General features: G+C 69.0%; 20 protein-coding genes. 10 read left to right on the top strand and 10 right to left on the bottom strand.

The features are described from left to right. The first annotated feature begins 4 nt into the window (after window positions 1-4). The gene (locus tag FKO37_RS08115) at window positions 5-403 is read left to right on the top strand and encodes a 6-carboxytetrahydropterin synthase (protein WP_037811036.1); all 399 of its coding nucleotides are present in this window, start codon (window positions 5-7) and stop codon (window positions 401-403) included. After that, entirely contained in the window at window positions 400-1,137 is a 738-nt protein-coding gene (locus FKO37_RS08110; RefSeq protein ID WP_308196517.1) for a class I SAM-dependent methyltransferase, read from the top strand. The genes FKO37_RS08115 and FKO37_RS08110 overlap by 4 nt, the downstream gene beginning before the upstream one ends. Here FKO37_RS08110 and FKO37_RS08105 read toward each other — a convergent pair. From FKO37_RS08105 to FKO37_RS08090, 5 genes are all read right to left on the bottom strand, one after another. Continuing rightward, window positions 1,120-2,085 (bottom strand): DNA polymerase domain-containing protein, encoded by a 966-nt coding sequence (locus FKO37_RS08105; RefSeq protein ID WP_238604123.1) that lies wholly within the window; start codon window positions 2,083-2,085, stop codon window positions 1,120-1,122. The two genes, FKO37_RS08110 and FKO37_RS08105, sit on opposite strands and share 18 nt — an antisense overlap. Before the next feature lie 39 nt (window positions 2,086-2,124). Continuing rightward, entirely contained in the window at window positions 2,125-2,904 is a 780-nt protein-coding gene (locus tag FKO37_RS08100) for an oxygenase MpaB family protein (RefSeq protein WP_238604122.1), read from the bottom strand. Between the two features lie 42 nt (window positions 2,905-2,946). Further along, a complete protein-coding gene (locus tag FKO37_RS08095; RefSeq protein ID WP_037811031.1) occupies window positions 2,947-3,990 on the bottom strand; it encodes a cytochrome P450 in 1,044 nt (347 codons plus the stop codon). Window positions 3,991-4,068: 78 nt separating this feature from the next. Next, window positions 4,069-4,146: a tryptorubin family RiPP precursor gene (locus FKO37_RS47715; protein WP_350539724.1), complete on the bottom strand. Its 78-nt coding sequence runs from the start codon at window positions 4,144-4,146 to the stop codon at window positions 4,069-4,071. Window positions 4,147-4,349: 203 nt separating this feature from the next. After that, complete coding sequence (locus tag FKO37_RS08090) at window positions 4,350-5,225, bottom strand: LysR family transcriptional regulator (RefSeq protein ID WP_037811030.1); 876 nt, start codon at window positions 5,223-5,225, stop codon at window positions 4,350-4,352. A 70-nt stretch (window positions 5,226-5,295) separates the two neighbouring features. On the opposite strand from FKO37_RS08090, the gene FKO37_RS08085 reads away from it, so the two are divergent. Continuing rightward, window positions 5,296-6,438 carry an FAD-binding oxidoreductase gene (locus tag FKO37_RS08085; protein ID WP_238604121.1) on the top strand — a complete coding sequence of 381 codons (1,143 nt, stop codon included), beginning with the start codon at window positions 5,296-5,298 and terminating at the stop codon, window positions 6,436-6,438. A gap of 1 nt (window position 6,439) precedes the next feature. On the opposite strand, the gene FKO37_RS08080 is transcribed toward FKO37_RS08085, so the two are convergent. Further along, window positions 6,440-6,844, bottom strand: coding sequence for a nitroreductase family deazaflavin-dependent oxidoreductase (locus tag FKO37_RS08080; RefSeq protein WP_037811027.1), 405 nt, complete (start codon window positions 6,842-6,844; stop codon window positions 6,440-6,442). 86 nt (window positions 6,845-6,930) lie between these two features. On the opposite strand from FKO37_RS08080, the gene FKO37_RS08075 reads away from it, so the two are divergent. Further along, window positions 6,931-7,389 (top strand): MarR family winged helix-turn-helix transcriptional regulator, encoded by a 459-nt coding sequence (locus tag FKO37_RS08075; protein WP_238604120.1) that lies wholly within the window; start codon window positions 6,931-6,933, stop codon window positions 7,387-7,389. Here the strand turns inward: FKO37_RS08075 and FKO37_RS08070 are convergent. After that, entirely contained in the window at window positions 7,375-8,046 is a 672-nt protein-coding gene (locus FKO37_RS08070; RefSeq protein WP_037811025.1) for a GNAT family N-acetyltransferase, read from the bottom strand. The two genes, FKO37_RS08075 and FKO37_RS08070, sit on opposite strands and share 15 nt — an antisense overlap. Window positions 8,047-8,127: 81 nt before the next feature. On the opposite strand from FKO37_RS08070, the gene FKO37_RS08065 reads away from it, so the two are divergent. Next, window positions 8,128-8,976, top strand: coding sequence for a PaaX family transcriptional regulator C-terminal domain-containing protein (locus FKO37_RS08065; protein ID WP_037811024.1), 849 nt, complete (start codon window positions 8,128-8,130; stop codon window positions 8,974-8,976). Here FKO37_RS08065 and FKO37_RS08060 read toward each other — a convergent pair. Further along, the gene (locus FKO37_RS08060; RefSeq protein WP_037811023.1) at window positions 8,966-9,358 is read right to left on the bottom strand and encodes a RidA family protein; all 393 of its coding nucleotides are present in this window, start codon (window positions 9,356-9,358) and stop codon (window positions 8,966-8,968) included. The two genes, FKO37_RS08065 and FKO37_RS08060, sit on opposite strands and share 11 nt — an antisense overlap. A 66-nt stretch (window positions 9,359-9,424) precedes the next feature. Between FKO37_RS08060 and FKO37_RS08055 the strand changes: the two genes are divergently transcribed. Beyond that, complete coding sequence (locus tag FKO37_RS08055) at window positions 9,425-11,776, top strand: bifunctional salicylyl-CoA 5-hydroxylase/oxidoreductase (RefSeq protein WP_238604119.1); 2,352 nt, start codon at window positions 9,425-9,427, stop codon at window positions 11,774-11,776. Beyond that, the gene (locus FKO37_RS08050) at window positions 11,773-12,918 is read left to right on the top strand and encodes an acyl-CoA dehydrogenase family protein (RefSeq protein WP_238604118.1); all 1,146 of its coding nucleotides are present in this window, start codon (window positions 11,773-11,775) and stop codon (window positions 12,916-12,918) included. The genes FKO37_RS08055 and FKO37_RS08050 overlap by 4 nt, the downstream gene beginning before the upstream one ends. Before the next feature lie 66 nt (window positions 12,919-12,984). On the opposite strand, the gene FKO37_RS08045 is transcribed toward FKO37_RS08050, so the two are convergent. Beyond that, the gene (locus FKO37_RS08045) at window positions 12,985-13,713 is read right to left on the bottom strand and encodes a DUF2306 domain-containing protein (RefSeq protein WP_240014169.1); all 729 of its coding nucleotides are present in this window, start codon (window positions 13,711-13,713) and stop codon (window positions 12,985-12,987) included. A gap of 295 nt (window positions 13,714-14,008) precedes the next feature. On the opposite strand from FKO37_RS08045, the gene FKO37_RS08040 reads away from it, so the two are divergent. Further along, complete coding sequence (locus tag FKO37_RS08040) at window positions 14,009-15,226, top strand: glycoside hydrolase family 16 protein (RefSeq protein ID WP_238604117.1); 1,218 nt, start codon at window positions 14,009-14,011, stop codon at window positions 15,224-15,226. A gap of 297 nt (window positions 15,227-15,523) precedes the next feature. Here FKO37_RS08040 and FKO37_RS08035 read toward each other — a convergent pair whose 3' ends face one another. After that, complete coding sequence (locus tag FKO37_RS08035) at window positions 15,524-16,240, bottom strand: GntR family transcriptional regulator (protein ID WP_199817519.1); 717 nt, start codon at window positions 16,238-16,240, stop codon at window positions 15,524-15,526. A gap of 108 nt (window positions 16,241-16,348) precedes the next feature. Here FKO37_RS08035 and FKO37_RS08030 point away from each other — a divergent pair, with 108 nt between their 5' ends. Both FKO37_RS08030 and FKO37_RS08025 read left to right on the top strand, forming a co-directional pair. After that, window positions 16,349-17,608, top strand: a complete 1,260-nt coding sequence (locus FKO37_RS08030) for an MFS transporter (RefSeq protein WP_037811016.1) — start codon at window positions 16,349-16,351, stop codon at window positions 17,606-17,608. Next, the gene (locus tag FKO37_RS08025; protein WP_037811014.1) at window positions 17,605-18,399 is read left to right on the top strand and encodes a putative hydro-lyase; all 795 of its coding nucleotides are present in this window, start codon (window positions 17,605-17,607) and stop codon (window positions 18,397-18,399) included. The genes FKO37_RS08030 and FKO37_RS08025 overlap by 4 nt, the downstream gene beginning before the upstream one ends. Window position 18,400 lies beyond the last annotated feature (1 nt).

The raw sequence follows: 18,400 nt of genomic DNA, 5'->3' as shown, positions 1-18,400 counted from the left end.
CGCGTTGTTCAGTGTCACCGTGCGCGATCACATCATGGTCGCCCACAGTTTCCGCGGCGAGGTTTTCGGCCCGGCGCAGCGCTTGCACGGCGCGACGTTCGTGGTCGACGCGACGTTCCGGCGGTCCGAATTGGACTCGGACAACATCGTCGTCGACATCGGGCTCGCCACCCAGCAGCTCGGCGCGGTGCTCGCGGACCTGAACTACCGCAACCTGGACGACGAACCCGACTTCGCCGGGATCAACACGTCGACGGAATACCTCGCCAAGGTGATCGCCGACCGGCTCGCGGACCGGATCCACGCCGGGGAACTCGGCGAGAACGCGCGCGGGCTGGCCCAGATTTCGGTGACCCTGCACGAATCCCACGCCGCTTCGGCCGGATACGAGCGTTCCTTGTGACCACAGTGGACTCCTCCGGTTACGCACCGGAATGGCTGCGGCTCAGAGAACCGGCCGACACGGCGGCGCGGGCGGCCGATCTGGTCGCCTTGCTCCCGGCCAGTCCTGCGGTCATCCGGGATCTCGGGTGCGGCACCGGGGCGATGGGACGCTGGCTGTCCGGTCGCCTCCCGAAACCGCAGCGATGGATTCTGCACGACCAAGACCCGCAACTGCTCGAAATCGCCGCACGCAGCCTTCCACCGGGGATCAGTGTTGAGACGGAACAGGCCGACGTGACTCGGCTGAACCTGACCGGCACTTCTTTGGTAACAGCTTCCGCGTTACTGGATCTCCTTACCAAGGATGAAATCCAGCGATTGGTGAAGTCCTGTGTGGACGCGCAGAGCCCAGCGCTGTTCACGTTGTCCGTGACCGGATCGGCTCACCTCACGCCAGCGGACGCGGCAGACGAAGCACTTAACGCCGCCTTCAACAACCATCAACGCCGAGACGGCAAGCTAGGCCCGGAAGCCGCCGCCTTCACCGCAGCGGAGTTCCAGCGGCACGGTTGGACCGTCCACACCAGACCGTCACCGTGGCAACTCGGCCCGGAACACCGTGAACTCATCGACACCTGGTACCGCGGATTCGTCGCCGCGGCCCGGGAAGAACAACCAGACCTGGCGGTACCCGTGGATCGGCAGATCACCGAGGTCACCGTGCACCACCAGGATTTACTGGCTCTCCCCTGATTCCCGGCGCGCCCGGGCCCGGCGTTTGCCCTCGTGCATCGCCGCGACCCGGGCGACCGGGATCGTGTGCCCCTCGGCCACGAGATCCGCCGGAAGTTCCTGCGGTTCCGGCAATTCCTCCGCCCACGGGTCGGCACTGCCGAGCAGCTCCACCGCGGTCTTCACCGTGAAATCCGCCGGCGTGACGTTGTCCGCGTCCGCCCAGCGAACCGGGAACGACACCGGCGTGCCCGGCCGGATCCGCGGGCTGTAAACCGCCGCCACGGTCGCCCCGCCCGCCCGGGTCGAATCGAGAAACACCTTGCCGTGCCGGTCTTCCCGGATGAACGCCGTGGTCGCCAGCTGCGGATCGATCCGTTCCGCCCGCGCGCCGACCGCCCGGGTCGCCGCCGCTACGTCCTCAAAGGACAGACCGGGAACCAGCGGCACGAACACATGCACGCCCTTGGAGCCGCTGGTCTTCAACGCACCAGCGAGCCCGGCGTCGGCCAACGCCTGCCGCACCAGCCGCGCCGCCGCCACCGCGACGCCGAAGTCAGCGCCCTCGGGCGGGTCGAGGTCCATGATCAGGTCGGTCTGACCGATCGGCTCCACCCGGGTCAGCGCGGGATGCAGTTCCACCGCGCGCTGATTGCCGAACCACAGCAGCGTCCGGCGATCGTTGCACAGGCCGTAGGTGACTGTCCGTTGTGAACTCTCCGCCCACAGCTTCGCCCGCGGCACCCACTCCGGCGTGTACTTCGGCAGGTTCTTCTGCATGAACGCGTCCTGCCCGCGCAGCACGCGCATCACCGACAGCGGACGGTCGCGCAGCACCGGCAGCAACCGGTCCGAAACGGCGTCGAAGTAGTCGACGAGGTCGCGCTTCGTCGCCCCGGCGTCGGCGAACAGCTCCTGGTCGAGGTTGGTCAGGGAAACCCCTTCGCGCACCTCATCCGGTTTGGCCATACGCCAACCCTTGCCGACCGCAGCATTCCGGTCAACCGCTTAGACGAGCGGTTTCCCCTTGCGCAACCGCCGCCGGAAGTCCGCGAGGCACGCGTCGTAGGGGAACCGCCGCACCCGTACCGGAAGCGGTTCGACCATTCGGCCGATCGCGCGCATCAGCCGATCGAACCGGCGCTGGTCCGCGGCCGACCACGGCAGCCGCATCTGCTCGCGGAACACCTCCGGCAGGAAACCGGTCGTGACGAAGCGGTGGAACCGTCCGAAGAGGAACGCGAACGGCCGCGGCAGGAATTCCAGATTCGCGATGGCGGTGAGGTACTCGCGGAGCCGGTCGTCGATGTCCACTTGAGCCAGTCCGTCCGCCCAGTACGCGGCGAAGTCCTCCGGCCAGTCTTCCGGACGCACCTGCAGCGTCGTGCCCAGCACCGCGGCCTCGGCGTACCACGATTCCGGAGCGGGCCGGCCGAGAAACACGCGATGCACGTCCTCGACGCCGTGGGCCAGGCAGGCGGCGACCCACAGCTGCAGCTCCCGGTCGAAAGCCCGGTACCGCACCGGACTCGCCTCAGTCGAGACCACGTGCGCGTGCACCGAATTCACCGCCCGCCGGTACGCCGCACGGTCCGCGTCCGTGCCCAGCACGGCGACCGCGAGGTAGGTGACGGTCGTGCGCGTGCGTTTCAGCGGATGCTTGAACAGATTCCCCGAGTCGACGCGGCTTTCCATCACGCCGTACCCGACCTCGGGCCGGCCCAGCTGCATGATCACGTTCGCGCCGCCCGCGAGCAGGCTGACCCCGAGCACGCCGTCCTGGAGCATCCGTCCAGGGGAACGCCTCCGTTGACACGTTGTCAAGAGCCCTCAGGCGCGCACGACCCGCACGTCCGAAACCTCCAGCAGCCCGTCCAGGTGCACCCGGCCCCGCGTCTGCGCCGGATCGACGACCAGTCCGTCGCGCCGGACCAGGTCGAGCACGCGTTCCGCCAGCGGCAGCACCATGTGCCGGCCCCAGCAGCGTTCGTTGCTGTGCCCGAACGGGAGGTAACCGGGGTGGGTGTCCGGGTCGAGCGAGGCCCAGCGGCTCGGCCGGAACTCGTCCGGCGCGTCCCACAGTTCGGGGTCGCGGTGGCTGAGCAGCGGCAGCAGCAGGACGTCGTCGCCCGGGCCGATCCGCGCATCCACCTCGGCGAACTCCGGCGAACGCACGCGCAGGATGTTCCACGACGGCGGCAGCAGGCGCAGTGCCTCGTTGAGCACGTACTCGGTGGGCACGTCGTCGTCCAGCGGCGAACTGAGCCACAAAGCGTTCGTGACCAGCGCGGCGACGGTGAAGCAGACCGGCCCGGCCACGCGCCGGTAGAGGTACATCGCGAAGCGCCGCTGGTCGTAGGTGTCCGCTTCCAGCACCATCCGCGCCAAAGTGGACAGCGCGACCTCGGGCGCGGGCCGGCCCCAGAGCGCGGCTCCGGCGGCGACCGCCGCCCAGGTGATCTTCGGCGTCAGCTCCAGCCGCCGGTCGACGAGGACCCGGAACCGCCACTGTTCGCGGCCGAACACCAGGTCCCGCAGGTAGTTGTGCGGCACGGCGGGCCACGTCCCGGAGAGATCGGCCTCGCCGAGCGGCTTCTTGAGCGCGGCGCGCACGTCCGCGCCGACCGCGCGCATCAGCGCCGACGATTCCGGCCTAGTGACGACCCGGCCGCGCACCGGCTTGAACGTCGGCCGTTCCTCGGCGTTCGCCGGCCGGCTGCGCAGCAAAGCGTCCATCAGCTCGGCCCCGGCGACGCCGACAGTGTCCGGTTCCAGCCGAAAGAAGGATTTCCCCCGATAACGGTCGAACAGTTCTTGAATGCGCGGCGCGAATACCACCTGGCGCACTTTGTTCCGTTCAGCGGGAATGGTCACCGCGCAACTCCTCGTGAGCGGCGGCACGGGCCGGTTCCGGGAAATTCCGGAACCGGCCGGTACCGTTTAATGGGACCGTCAGATCCAGCCGTACCAGGCGTAAGACTTCAGGCTCTTGCTCGGAAGGGCCTTGCGCACGAGACGAACAAGCTTCACGGAAATTCCTCCGTCTTCTCCGAAACTTCGACCGCACTCGCGGCCGCTGCCGACAGTACGACGAATTTCCGGGAATACGCGGCAAGATAACCTGAACGGCCCACTCGGCTGGATGAGTTCGGGAGTTCCCGGTCGTCGGTTCGGGAATTCCGGCCCGAATTCATTGGCGAATCCGAGGCCGCGTCGGTATCCTTCGCCGCTCGCTAAAGCACTGACCGGGCGAACTCGATGAGCACCCGCGCCGCGGGCCCCACCGGCCCGTCGGACCGCCAAGCCAGCGCCAGCTGCCCGCGCAACTCCGGCCGCAACCGCAGGACGTGCAGCTCCTCGGCGTAGTAGCGAGCCAGCGATTCCGGGACCAGCGCCACGCCGAGGCCGCGCATCGCGAGCTTGGCCAGCACGTTCGGGTCGCTGGCCTCGATCGTCACCCGCGAACGCAGCCCGGCCGCGGCGAACCCGCGATCCAGCACACCGCGCATGCCGGTGCCCTTCGGCAGGCAGATCAGCGACCGCTCGGCCAGCTCCGGCAAGGTGAGCGAGGCGCGGTCAGCGAACTCGTCACGCAGCGCGGTGACCGCGACCAGCTCCTCGTCGAGCACGATCTGAGTGGTCAACCCAGCGGGCACCCCGTCGGCCAGGCCGATCACCGCGACGTCCAGCCGTCCTTCGCGCAGCGCGTCGACCATCAGGTCGGAATTCGCTTCGCTGAGCGTGATTTCCACTCCCGGGTAGCGTTCCGCGAACCCGGCCAGGAACTCCGGCAGCGCCACGGGCCCGGCGGAGGTCACCATCCCCATCGCGACCTGACCGCGCACCAACCCCTCGTGCTCGGCGACCGTCTCGCGCACCGCCGCGACCGCGGCGAGCGCCGCCCGGGCGTGCGGCAACGCGGCCTCGCCGACGCCGGTAAGCCGTACCGTGCGCCCGGACCGGTCGAACAACGGCTGCCCCAGCTCGCGTTCCAGCCGCCGGATCTGCGCGCTGACCCCCGGCTGCGCGACGTGCATCCGGGCCGCCGCGCGCGTGAAGTTGGCTTCTTCCGCGACCGCGACGAAGTACTCCAGCTGATGCAGTTCCATAATCAGCAATTCTAGCTGCTGGAACTAGTATCTCTTGGACTTATCGTCGAACAGCCAGCACGCTGAAGGCATGCAGACGTTCACCGCAGACCAGCCCGGCTACCGCGAAGAGATCGCCGGGTTCCAGACCGGCATCACCTCTACTCCGCACCTGGTCGTCGCCGCTACCAGCGCCGACGACGTCGCCGCGGCGGTCCGGCTCGCGGCCGAGCGCGACCTGCCGGTTTCCGTGCAGGCGACCGGCCACGGGCTGCGCGCGCCGGCCGAGGGCGTGCTGATCTCGACGCGCCGGATGACCGGCGTGACCATCGACCCGGACCGCGCCGTGGCACGCGTCGAAGCCGGAACCACCTGGGGCAGCGTCATCACCGCCGCCGCGGAACACGGGCTCGCGCCGCTGAGCGGTTCGTCACCGGGCGTCGGCGTGGTCGGCTACACCCTCGGCGGCGGTTTCGGCCTCCTCGGCCGGCACTTCGGCCTGGCGTCCGACCGCGTCCGCTCCGCCGAGATCGTCCGTCCCGACGGCACGCGCACGACCGGCCCGCTCGACGCCGGGATCGTGACCGCGCTGGAGTTCGAACTCGTGCCGGTGACCACGCTGTACGGCGGCGGACTGTACTTCGACACCGCCAAGATCCCGGACGTCCTGCGCACCTGGCGCGACTGGACCCGCGACCTGCCGGACACCGTCGGCACCTCGGTCGCGATGGTGCCCTACCCGGATCTGCCGATGGTGCCGGAACCGTTGCGGGGCAAGCACATCGCACACATCCGCGTGGCCTGCCTCGGCACCGACGGAGACCAGCTCGTGGCTCCCCTGCGCGCACTCGGCCCGCTCCAGGAAACGCTGACCACGATGCCGTTCACCGACTCCGGCAAGATCGCCGCGGAGCCGCCGAACCCGCACTCGTACCTCGGCGACAACCGCGTGCTGCCGGAGCTCCGGGACGACGTGCTGAGCACTGTGCTCGACCACGCCGGCCCGGACGCCCCGGTTCCGACCGTGCTGATCATCGACCTGCTCGGCGGCGCGTACCAGCACTCGTCCGCGCCGGATTTCACCGCCGATTCGCGCTACACCGTGCGCGCGCTGTCGATGGTCGAGCCGGACGCGGCGACCGTGCAGGCCGCGCACGCCAAGCTGTTCGCTCCGCTGGACCCGATGTCGACTGGACGGTTGCGGAGCTTCGTCTACGGACAGCCGCTGGGCTGAGTCAGCGCTCGAGAACGAAGACCGGGATCAGGCGCTCGGTCTTCTTCTCGTACTCCGCGAAGCCCTCCGCGTGCTCGACCATCTTGGCGTAGAGCCGGTCGCGCTCGGCGCGGTCGGTGACGAGCTTCGCCTTCGCCGGGAACTTGTCGGTGCCGATCTCGACCGTGACGGCCGGGTTCGCGACGAGGTTGTGGTACCAGTCCGGGTTGGTGTCCGCGCCGCCCTTGGACGCGACGATCACGATCCGGTCGCCGTCGGTGGTGTACACCAGCGGGCTGACCCGCTGCTTGCCGCTCTTCGCGCCGGTGTGCGTGATCAGCACCATGTTCTTGCCCTCGAACATGCCGCCGACCTTGCCCGCGTTGGCGCGGAACTCGTCGATGATCTGCTGGTTCCAGTCCGACATCGGAAAACTCCCTGATTGATGATGTAACAACAAACCTAGGATCGCGCGAATCGGGCTGTCAACACACGCGCAGGTACTGTCGCCGCATGGCCACCGAATCCGGCCCGACCGTCGAGGACGGGGTCCGCGAACTGCTGCTTCTCATGCCCCGTCTCGTCGGGCGCGCGAAGCGGACGCCGCCGCCGCCGGAACTCGACGACGTCGCGCTCGCGCCGCGGCATTTGTCCCTGCTGGCCTATCTGTTGTTCGACGGCCCGATGACGGTCAACGAACTCGCCGCCCGGCTCGAAATCGCGCCCACCACAGCGAGTCTGATGATCGGCGACCTGTCCCGGCAAGGCGTGCTGGAGCGCGCCGAGGACCCGGACGACCGGCGGCGCACCATCGTGAGCATCCACTCGGACAAGCGGCCCGCCGTCGACGCGTGGCTGGCTCGCGGAGCGAAGGCGTGGGAGGCGGCGTTGTCGCCGTTGAGCCCGGGAGAACGGGCGCTGGTAATCAGGACGTTGCGGGCGTACGAGGAGTACGGCTCACGAGGCGACTAGCCACTGCGCCTGCGGTCCCGCGCATTTCCGCGGCCAGGCCGCGTCGTGCTGGTACCACCAGGCTTCGCAGGCCCGTCCGTCCGGCAGCGTGTACTGCGGTGGCCCCGGGACCCGGCGCAGTCCGGCCCCTTCCAGCGAACGGCCGCTCGCGACGTTGCCGACCTCCGCGCCCGCGCGCACCCGCGAAAGCCCGAGATGCTCGTGCGCCAGCACGAGACCGGCGGCGAACAGATCGCGGCCGAAGCCTTGTCCGCGGTACTCCGGCGCGAGATAGCCGCCGGTTTCCGGGCCGCCGTCCTCGCCCGCGTGCACGCTCACGAGACCGGCGCAGCGGCCCGCCACGAGATCGATCGCGACGACGTCCACCGAATGCGGGTCCGGCGTGGTCCAGTCCGGTCCGGTGCCGGGGACGACGCGCAGCGCCTCGCCGCGCATCGGTTCGGCCACCACGGACTCGGCCAGCCAGCCGAGCCAGCGTTGCGCCGCCGGATCGCTGCCGCCCGCGACCGCCGCCGCGTACTCCCACGCGGTCGGGGTGCGGAAAAGGAACCGGCCGAGCGCGAAGGCGTGTCCACGGCGGTCGCAGGTGCGCTTCGCCATCAGCCGTCCGCGGCGGGTCAGCCGGCTCACCAAAGGTGCATTGCTCACAAACGCCATCGCGCCGGAAATGCTACCCCGCGCCGGTTGCCCGCCCGTCTGTAGTCGGATTCGCGACGGACGGCACGGTATGGTGAGCGGGTGACGGCCGTACCGGAAGCAGCCGATGCCGACGGCGGGCGCGCGGCCCAGCCCCGGCACCTCATCGTGTCGGTCTACGGCGTGCATCACCAGGCGGGCGGCGAATGGCTTTCGGTCGCCTCGCTGATCGATCTGCTCGCCGCGGTCGGGGTCGACGAGCCCGCCGTGCGGTCGTCGATTTCCCGGCTCAAACGGCGCGGGGTGCTCGAAGCGGTGCGCCGCGACGGAGCCGCCGGGTACGAATTGTCCGGTACCGCACTGGATTTGCTGCGCGAAGGCGACGAACGGATCTTCCGCCGGGACCGCGCGAAACTCGCCGACGGCTGGCTGCTCGCGGTGTTTTCGGTGCCGGAAGCCGAACGGCACAAGCGGCACGTGCTGCGGACACAGTTGTCGCGGCTCGGCTTCGGCACCGCGTCCTCGGGCGTCTGGATCGCGCCGGCGCACCTGTACGAGGTCACTGTCGGCACCCTGGAGCGACTTGGGCTCGCCGAGTACGCCGACGTGTTTCGCGCCGAGCACCTCGCCTTCGGCGATCCGCGCGAGAAGGTGCGCGAGTGGTGGGACCTGGATCAGCTGGACGAGCTGTACACGGCGTTCCTCGAAGAGCACGAACCGGCGCTGCGCCGGTGGCAGCGCCGCCGCACGACGCCCGGCGACGAAGCGTTCGCCGACTACCTGCGCGTGCTCACCGGCTGGCGGCGGATGCCGTATCTCGACCCGTGCCTGCCCGCCGAATTGCTGCCCGAGGGCTGGTCCGGCATCCGCGCCGCCGAGGTGTTCTTCACGCTGCACGACCGGCTCGAGGAAGCCGCGCGCACGCACCTGCGCCAGGTGCTCAGCGGTTGACCACCGCGTAGCCCTGCACTTCCACCAGCGCCTCGACGTCCCACAGCCGGTTCACGCCGATGCCAGCCATCGCCGGGTAATCCGCGCCCACCAGCCGCTTCCACACGCGGCCGATCTCGCGCGCGTGCGCCTTGTAATCGTCCATGTCGACGATGTAGACGGTCAGGCTGCACAGGTCCGCGGGCTCTCCGCCGGCCGCGCGCAACGCGGTGAGCAGATTGCCGAGCGCACGCTCGAACTGCTCCACGACGCCGTCGCCGACGATCCGGTTGTCCGCGTCCAGCGCGGTCTGCCCGGCGAGGAACACGAGCCTGCCCTGCGCCGCCACCGCGTGCGAGAACCCCGACGGCTTGCCCAGTTCGGGGGGATTGATCCGCTCCATGCCGGGAGCGTAACCCATCTATCGTCTTCTTGACGACCGTACTTCAGACGACATACCCTGGCTTGCGTGCGGATTTCAGTAGTCGGCGGCGGGCCAGCGGGCCTCTACTTCGCCGTGCTCGCGAAACAACTCGGCCCGGACCACGAGATCACGGTCTGGGAGCGCAACGCGCCTGACGACACGTTCGGCTTCGGCGTCGTCTTCTCCGACGAGACGCTCGGCGGCATCGAGCACGCCGACCCGGCCGTGCACGAGGCGATGAGCCGGGAGTTCGCGCGCTGGGACGACATCGACGTGCACTACCGCGACACCGTGTCGACCTCGGGCGGGCACGGGTTCGCCGCGATGAGCCGCAAACGACTGCTCGCGATCCTGCAGCAGCGGTGTCGCGAAATGGGCATCGATGTCCGATTCCGCACTGTCGCGCCGGATCCCGCCGAACTGGCCGCTTCGTCGGATCTCGTGGTCGCGGCGGACGGCGTGAACTCCGCGGTGCGCACGGCGTTCGCCGATTCGTTCCGGCCGAGCGTCGAGACCCGGCAGTGCCGCTACATCTGGCTCGGCACCGACCTCGTGTTCGACGCGTTCAAGTTCTACGTGCTCGAAACCCCGCACGGCATCATGCAGGTCCACGGCTATCCGTACGGCCGCGACGGCAGCACGTTCATCCTGGAGATGCACGAGGACGTGTGGCAGCGGGCATTCGGGCCGATCGCCGCCACCGGACTCGGCCCTGGCGAAAGCGACGAGAAGTCGATCGAGCTGATCCGCGAACTGTGCGGCGACATTTTCGACGGACATCAGTTGCTGGCCAACAACTCCAAGTGGGCCACCTTCGGCACGGTTCGCTGTGATAGCTGGGTCCACGAGAATGTCGTACTGCTCGGCGACGCGGCGCACACCGCGCATTTCTCCATCGGATCGGGCACGAAGCTCGCGATGGAGGACGCGCTCGCGCTCGCCGCGTGCCTGCACGAACAGCCGAGTGTTCCGGAAGCCCTTGCCGCGTATGAAGAAGAGCGCCGTCCGGTTGTCGCCTCTACGCAGCGTGCGGCGCAGGCGAGCCTGGAGTGGTTCGAGAATCTGGCGCAGTACACGCATCAGGAACCAGAGCAGTTCGCGTTCAACCTGCTTACCCGCAGCCGCCGCGTCACGTACGACAACCTGAAGCTGCGGGACAAGGAATTCGCTGCCTCGCTGGATAAGTGGTTCGCTGATTCGCTCGGCACCTCCGTCGCGCCGCCGATGTTCCAGCCGGTGCGGATCGGTTCGCTGGAATTGCCGAACCGGATCGTCGTGTCGCCGATGGACATGTACTCCGCGGTCGACGGCGTGCCCGGCGAATTCCACTTGGTGCACCTGGGAAGCAAGGCACTCGGCGGGGCCGGGATGGTCATGACCGAGATGATCTGCGTGTCCGCCGAAGGCCGGATCACGCCGGGTTGCCCCGGGCTCTACAACTCCGAGCAGGAAGCCGCGTGGAAGCGGATCGTCGAGTTCGTGCACCGCGAAACCCCGGCGAAGATCGGGTTGCAGCTGGGGCATTCCGGCCGCAAGGGCTCCACGAAACTGATGTGGGAAGGCATCGACGACCCGCTGCCGGAGGGCAACTGGGAGGTCTGCGCGCCGTCCGCGCTGCCGTACTCGCCGAACAACCAGACGCCGCGCGAGCTGTCCGTCGCCGAACTGGGCGAGATCAAGGACCAGTTCGTGTCGGCCGCGGAAGCCGCCGCACGCGCCGGGTTCGATTTGCTGGAACTGCACTGCGCGCACGGCTATCTGCTGTCGTCCTTCCTGTCCCCGCTCACCAACCAGCGCACCGATTCCTACGGCGGCTCCCCGGAAAACCGGCTGCGCTTCCCGTTGGAAGTCTTCGACGCGGTCCGCGCCGTGTGGCCGGCCGACCGTCCGCTGACCGTCCGGATCTCCGCCACCGACTGGTTCGAGGGCGGCAACGACGCCGACGAAGCCGTGGCCATCGCACAAGCTTTTGCCGAGCATGGCGCGGCCGCCATCGACGTGTCGACCGGCCAGGTGGTCAGCGAGGAGAAGCCGAAGTTCGGCCGCAGCTACCAAACGCCGTACGCTGACCGGATCCGCAACGAAGTCGGACGCCGTTACGGCACCGCGGTGATCGCTGTGGGAGCGATTTCCTCTTACGACGACGTGAACTCGCTCATCCTGGCGGGCCGGGCCGACCTGTGCGCACTCGGCCGCACCCACCTGTTCAATCCACAATGGACCCTGCACGCGGCCGCCGCGCAGGAGTATCCGGTGGCGTGGCCGAAACAGTGGGCAGCGGGCAAACGCCCGCCGCAGACCGGCCGCACCGACGGTCCGGAACCACGCCTCGATCTGGTCCGCACCGGCGGCCACCAGACCGCCCATGCCCGCTGGCGACCGGAGGACGCCCGATGAACGCTTTCGCCTTCACTCCGGAACAGACCGCGTACGCCGCTTCCGTCCGGAAAATCGCCGCCGAGCAACTCGTCGAACTGGCCGCCGCCGGTGCCGAAGGCGCCGTAAACCGTCCGCTGCTCAAGGCGATGGGCTCACACGGTTTGCTCGCCCGGCTGTTCCCCGGAGTCGAAAGTGGACAGCCGACCCGGCAAGCCGCCGCCACCGATCTGTGCCTGCTGCGCGAAGCCCTCGCCACCCAAAGCACGGAAGCCGAGACCGCTTTGGCATTGCAGGGCTTGGGCAGCTACCCGGTACTCCAGTCCGGTTTGGACGAACAGGTCCAGCGCTGGCTCCCCGCCGTCGCCGCCGGTGACGCCGTCGCCGCGTTCGCACTGACCGAACCGGACGCGGGATCCGACGCCGCCGCACTGCAGCTCTCCGCCGAACCGGACGGGGACGGCTGGCGGCTCACCGGCACTAAAATGTGGATCTCGAACGCCCCGGAAGCCGACTTCTACACAGTCTTCGCCCGCACCACTCCCGACGCCGGATCCCGCGGCGTCAGCGCGTTCGTCGTCCCCGGCGACCGCGCTGGGCTCAGCGGCGAGCACCTGGATTTGGTGAGCCCGCACCCCATCGGCACGGTGGTATTCGACGGTGTCCGAGTGAATCGCGACGAACTGCTGGGCGAGGAGAACCGCGGTTTCGCCGTAGCCATGCGGACGTTGGACTTGTTCCGTCCGAGCGTCGGCGCTTTCGCGGTCGGCATGGCGCAAGCCGCCCTCGACGCGACCGTGGAGTACACGGCTTCGCGCGAAGCATTCGGCGGCCCGTTGGTGAAACAGCAGACCGTGGCGCACACGCTGGCCGAAATGGCGACGCGGACCGAAGCCGGCCGTCTGCTGGTGTACGCCGCGGCGGCCGCTTACGACGCGGGCGAGCAGAACCTGGCCGGTCGCGCGGCAATGGCGAAGTTGTTCGCGACCGAGACCGCGCAATACGTCGTGGATCAAGCGGTGCAATTGCACGGCGCACGAGCACTGCGGCGGGGACATTTGCTGGAGCATCTCTACCGCGAGGTCCGGGCGCCGCGCATTTACGAAGGCGCGTCCGAGATCCAGCGGACGATCATCGCGCGGTCGTTGCAGCGGCGCGGATGAGCCGTCGCGCCGCCTGCTGGTTTTCTGACCAGCAGGCGGCGCGGACACCACACTATTCAGCCAGGGCTAAACACTCGCGCGGCGTTTCGGCTTCCGGTCGAGCCACAGCTGCGCCGCGATCAGCGCGACGGTCCAGCTCACCCACGCCCCGAGCGCCGCGATCGACTGCCCCAGCGCGATCTCGCTCCCGCCGAACGTGGTGGCGAGCTGCGGTCCGAGGAAGATCGCCGCGATCGGGCCGATGAGCCGGTTGAGAATGATCGACATCGTCAGCGCGAAACTGCGGACCATCCAGCGCCGGTGATCGCCGAACCGGCGTTCGCGAGCGGCGCGGTAACCCGCCCACGTCGTACCGAGCCACAAGACCGCGAGCAGCACGTCGCTGGCCCGGGTCACCGGCCCGAACGGGGTCGCCGCGCCGATCGTCAGCGCCAGCAGCCCGGACGGCAGCACGCCGGCGAACACGTACGCGCGGCCGGAATAGCGGTGCAGCACCGGGTGCTTGCGCCGGATCCACGGCCAGACCTGCAGCAACGCGGTCACCATCGCGATGGACCCGAACACCACGTGCCCCACCAGGAACAGGTAGTGCGCGGGGAAGGTCGACGGCACCCGCGAGAGCGCCGGGTCGAACGCCAGGTACGGCGGCAGCGCATACGCCAGGAACGCGACCACCACCAGGCCGAGCGGCGCGATCCACGGCCGCCGCCACCAGTGCTTTCCCGGCTCGACCCGTATGGTTCGCTCCGCTGCGGGCTGCACCCGCGGTGGTCGAAGATCCGTCCCCGCCGTCATGTCGGCCTCTCTCCCGTGTTCGGTCTCGGCTGGCACTTCCGAACGTAGGACGGGGGCTTCCGGCGAACCATGGTGCCGACTGGCGTCACGGCGGTGGGGGCAGCCTTACCCTCGGCCAGGTGACCCCGCGGGCCGTCCGTGAAGGACTCCTCGCCGGACTCTGCTTCCCGCGAGGAGCCCTTCCCGGCCCATTGCCGCAGAGGTCCAGACCAGGCATACTTCTCCTACTTTGTTGCCCGCCACAACAAAGCACTCCCTCGCTCTAGGTTCCTCCCCGAAACCGAGGTGACCAAGCATGTCCAGTTTCCTGAGACGTCTCCCCACCGCCCTCGCCGCGGCCGCACTGCTGGCGCTAGGCCTCCAAGCCGCGCCAGCCGTCCTCGCCCCGCCCACCGCGGCGGCCGCCGACAGTTTCACCGACGATTTCAACGGCCCCGCCGGAGCCGCCGCCGACGCGTCGAAATGGACCTACGAAACCGGCGACAACAACGGCAACAACCACGAACGCCAGTGGTACACCGCGGGAGCCGCGAACGGCGCCCTCGACGGCCAGGGCCACCTGGTGATCACCGCGAAACGCGAGAACTCCGGCCACACCTGCTGGTACGGCACCTGCCAGTACACCTCCGCCCGGCTCAACACCGCCGGGAAATTCAGCCAGGCGTACGGGCACGTCGAAACCCGGATGAAGATCCCGCGCGGCCAGGGCATGTGGCCCGCGTTCTGGATGCTCGGCGGCGGAAACTGGCCTAACGACGGCGAAATCGACATCATGGAGAACATCGGCAAGGAACCGAACACCGTGCACGGCACCATCCACGGCCCCGGCTACTCCGGCGCCGGCGGCATCGGCGCGGCGTACAACGGCCCGGTCTTCGCCGACGCTTTCCACACCTACGCGGTCGACTGGTCGCCGAACAAGATCGTCTGGTCGGTCGACGGCAACGCCTACGAGACCCGCACCCCCGCCGATCTGAACGGCAACCGCTGGGTCTTCGACCACCCCTTCTACCTGATCCTGAACCTCGCGGTCGGCGGCGACTGGCCCGGCGATCCGGACGGGAGCACGCAATTCCCGCAACAGCTGGTCGTCGACTACGTGCACGTGACCACGAGCGGCACCGGCGGGTCGAGCGGCCGGATCATCGGCATCGGCGGCAAATGCGTCGACGTGCCCTGGGCCAATCCGGCGAACTTCACTCAGCTGCAGATCACCGACTGCAACGGCAACGCCGCGCAGGACTGGACTGTCGGCAGTGACGGGACCATTCGCGCGCTCGGCAAGTGCATGGACGTCAAGTACTCCGGCACCGCCGACGGCACCCCGGTCCAGATGTACGACTGCAACGGCAGCGACGCACAGCAGTGGGTCGTGACCGCCGCGCACGACATCGTCAACCCGCACGCGAACAAATGCCTCGACGCCGCCGGGGTCAGTTCGGCCAACGGGACGAAACTGCAGCTGTGGACGTGCACCGGGAACGTCAACCAGAAATGGTCGGTGAACCAGTAGCCGTCCACTGTGGACACTGTCGGCAAAGAATGAGCGGCGGGCCGTAACCACCCCCCGGTGGCCACGGCCCGCCGCGGACACCGCGCTGGCCGGGCGGGAACCAAGATCTGCCGCCCGGCCACCGGCCGCCTTCCGCGCGTCGGCTGGGGGTCCCGACGCCCGGGGCGGCACGCTCACGCGGCCTACTGCCGAAGGTAGCCAGACCGCGTGCGCCGTGGAGCCTCCGGATGACAGGAGGGGCCGAACGGCCATGCTCGCTGCCTTCCCGGGCAAACCGGCCGGTTTCGGCCGAACCGCTCAGCGGGTCTCGGCCAGCTCCGCGTAGGCCTCGACCAGCTGCGCCTCGGCGTCGTCGAGGTAGACCGCGAGCATCTCCGCCGTACGGATCCCGTCGCCGGTCACGAGCACGTCCAGGATTTCGTGGTTCCGCGGCAGATACCGCTCATGGAAGCGGCGCGGGTCGGCCATCACGTGGAACACCAGCCGCAGCTCCGCGGCGAGCGCCTGCATCAGCTCGACAATGCGCTCGCTGCCGGTGAGCGCCGCCAGTTCCGCGTGGAAACGGATGTTCGCGGTGCCCAGGTCCTGCCACTGCGCCTGCTTCGCCGCGCGATCGCCGTCCGCGACCGTACTGGCGATCTTCTCGTACGCCGCCGGCTTCTCGGTCACGTCGCGGACCGCCGCGCACTCGATGATCTTGCGGACGCGGTAGATGTCGCGCACGTCGTCGACGCTCGGCACGCGCACGAACACGCCGCGGTTCAGCTCGTGCACCAGCAGCCGTTCGTGAGTCAGCAACCGGAAAGCCTCACGGAGCGTGTTGCGGGACACCCCGAGCGCGCTGCCGATGTCCTGCTCCGAAAGCCGTACTCCGGGCAGGAAGTACCCCTCGGAAACGCGCGTGCGCAGCACGCCCGCGACGCGTTCCGCGGTGCTCGTCCGGCCGAGCAGCCCGCGATCCGCTTCCAGGCCCATCGGCTCTCCGTCGGTGACCACGTCGCCCAGCGTAGCCATCGGACGATGAACAATAAAATGAGGGACTTGTGGGATTGTTGAACGATCCGTACGGTAGTGGCCATGTGACTCGTGCCACCATGAGTTCGTCCCCCTGTGAGGTGCCCTATGAACGTCAACGTCGCCGACGGCACCGCGAACGCGGCCCGCCCGTTCGGCTGGTATCGCTCGCTCGGCCACAAGGGCCGCCGCGCCTTCCTCGGCGCGTTCGGCGGCTACGGCCTCGATTCGTTCGACTACCAGACCCTGCCCTTCGGCCTGGCCGCGATCACCGCTTACTTCGGCATCACGTCCGGAGAAGCGGGCCTGCTCAGCACCGTCACGCTGGTCGTGTCCGCGATCGGCGGCGTCGGAGCCGGCGTGCTCGCCGACCGCATCGGCCGCGTCCGCACGCTGCAGCTCACCATCGCGATGTACACGATCTTCACGGTGCTCTGCGGTTTCGCGCCGAACTTCGAAACGCTGCTGATCTTCCGCGGTCTGCAGGGCCTCGGGTTCGGCGGCGAATGGGCGGTCGGCGCCGCGCTGGTCGCCGAGTACTGCTCGGCCAAGTACCGCGGCCGCACGGTGGCGTTCGTGCAGAGCGCGTGGGCGGTCGGCTGGGGCCTGCTGGTGATCGTCTACACGGTGCTGTTCAGCGTGCTCGACCAGGACATCGCCTGGCGCGTGCTGTTCTGGGTCGGCGTGATCCCAGCGCTGCTCGTGCTGTGGGTCCGGCGCAGTGTCGAGGACGCGCCCGAAGCAGCCGCGCGACGGGTCTCAGCGAAGGTCAAGGGCTCGCTCGCCGGGATTTTCCGCCCGAATCTCTTGCGCACCACGGTGTTCGCCGCGCTCCTCGCGACCGGCGTCCAGGGCGGCTACTACACACTGTTCACCTGGATGCCGAAGTACCTGCAGAGCAGCCGCGGCCTGTCCGTGGTCAACACCGGCGGCTACTTCGCGCTGCTGATCCCGGGCGCGTTCATCGGCTACGTCTGCGGCGGCTACCTCACCGACCTGCTCGGCCGGAAGAAGACGTTCCTGCTGTTCTCCGTCGTGTCCGCGCTGCTGATCGTGCTGTTCGTGCAGCTGCCCTACGGCGCGAACGGCCTGATGCTGCTGATCAGTTTCCCGCTCGGCTTCTCGACTTCGGCGATCTTCAGCGGCTTCGGCGCGTACCTCGCCGAGCTGTACCCGACCGCCCTGCGCGCCACCGGACAGGGCTTCACCTACAACTTCGGCCGCGCGGTCGGCGCCGCTTTCCCCGCCGTGGTGGGCTTTTTGGGTGCGGGCGGCGCGATCGTGCTCGGCGCGGTCGGCTACGCGATCGCCGCGGTAGCGCTGCTCGGGCTGCCGGAAACGCGAGGCAAGGAACTGGTGGAGGTATGACGACTTCCTACGATCCTTCGACGCTCACTCCGGCCGAGGCCCGCGCGCTCTTCCGCGCCGGCACCGAACGCCCGACCACCGGCTGGGCCGACGGTTACGCCCAGACCAACCTGATCGCCGTCCCCGCGGACTGGGCCGACGACGTCCGCGAGTTCTGCGCCCGCAACCCGCGGCCGTGCCCGGTGCTCGACGTCAGCGAACCCGGCGACCCGACCACGCGGCTCGCGCCCGGCGCTGACCTGCGCACCGACCTGCCGCGCTATCGCGTCTGGCACAACGGCGCGCTGACCAGCGAAATCGCCGACGCCACCGGGGTGTGGCGCAGCGACATGGTCGCGTTCTCCATCGGCTGCAGCTTCAGCTTCGAGACGCTGCTGCGCGCCGCGGGCGTCCCGCTGCGGCACGTGGATCAGGGCCGCAACGTGTCGATGTACGTGACGAACCGGCAGTGCGAACCGGCTGGCCGGATGAGCGGCCCGATGGTGGTGTCGATGCGGCAGATTCCGGAAGCCCAGGTCGAGGACGCGGTGCGGATCACCGCCGCGATGCCCGCGGTGCACGGTGCTCCGGTGCACGTCGGCGACCCGGCCGACCTGGGCATCGCCGACCTCGCCCGGCCGGATTTCGGCGATCCGGTCGACGCCGAGCCCGGGGACGTGCCGGTGTTCTGGGCCTGCGGCGTCACCCCGCAGGCGGCGCTGATGGCGTCACGGCCGCCGTTCGCCGTCACGCACGCCCCCGGGTACATGTTCTTGACCGACCAACCCGATCGCGATTACCAGGTGGGATGAC

This window comes from Amycolatopsis sp. Poz14 (assembly GCF_006704225.1).
Lineage (GTDB): Bacteria > Actinomycetota > Actinomycetes > Mycobacteriales > Pseudonocardiaceae > Amycolatopsis > Amycolatopsis nivea.
Note: the sequence above shows the minus strand (reverse complement) of the source record. Positions and strands in the feature narration are given on the sequence as shown.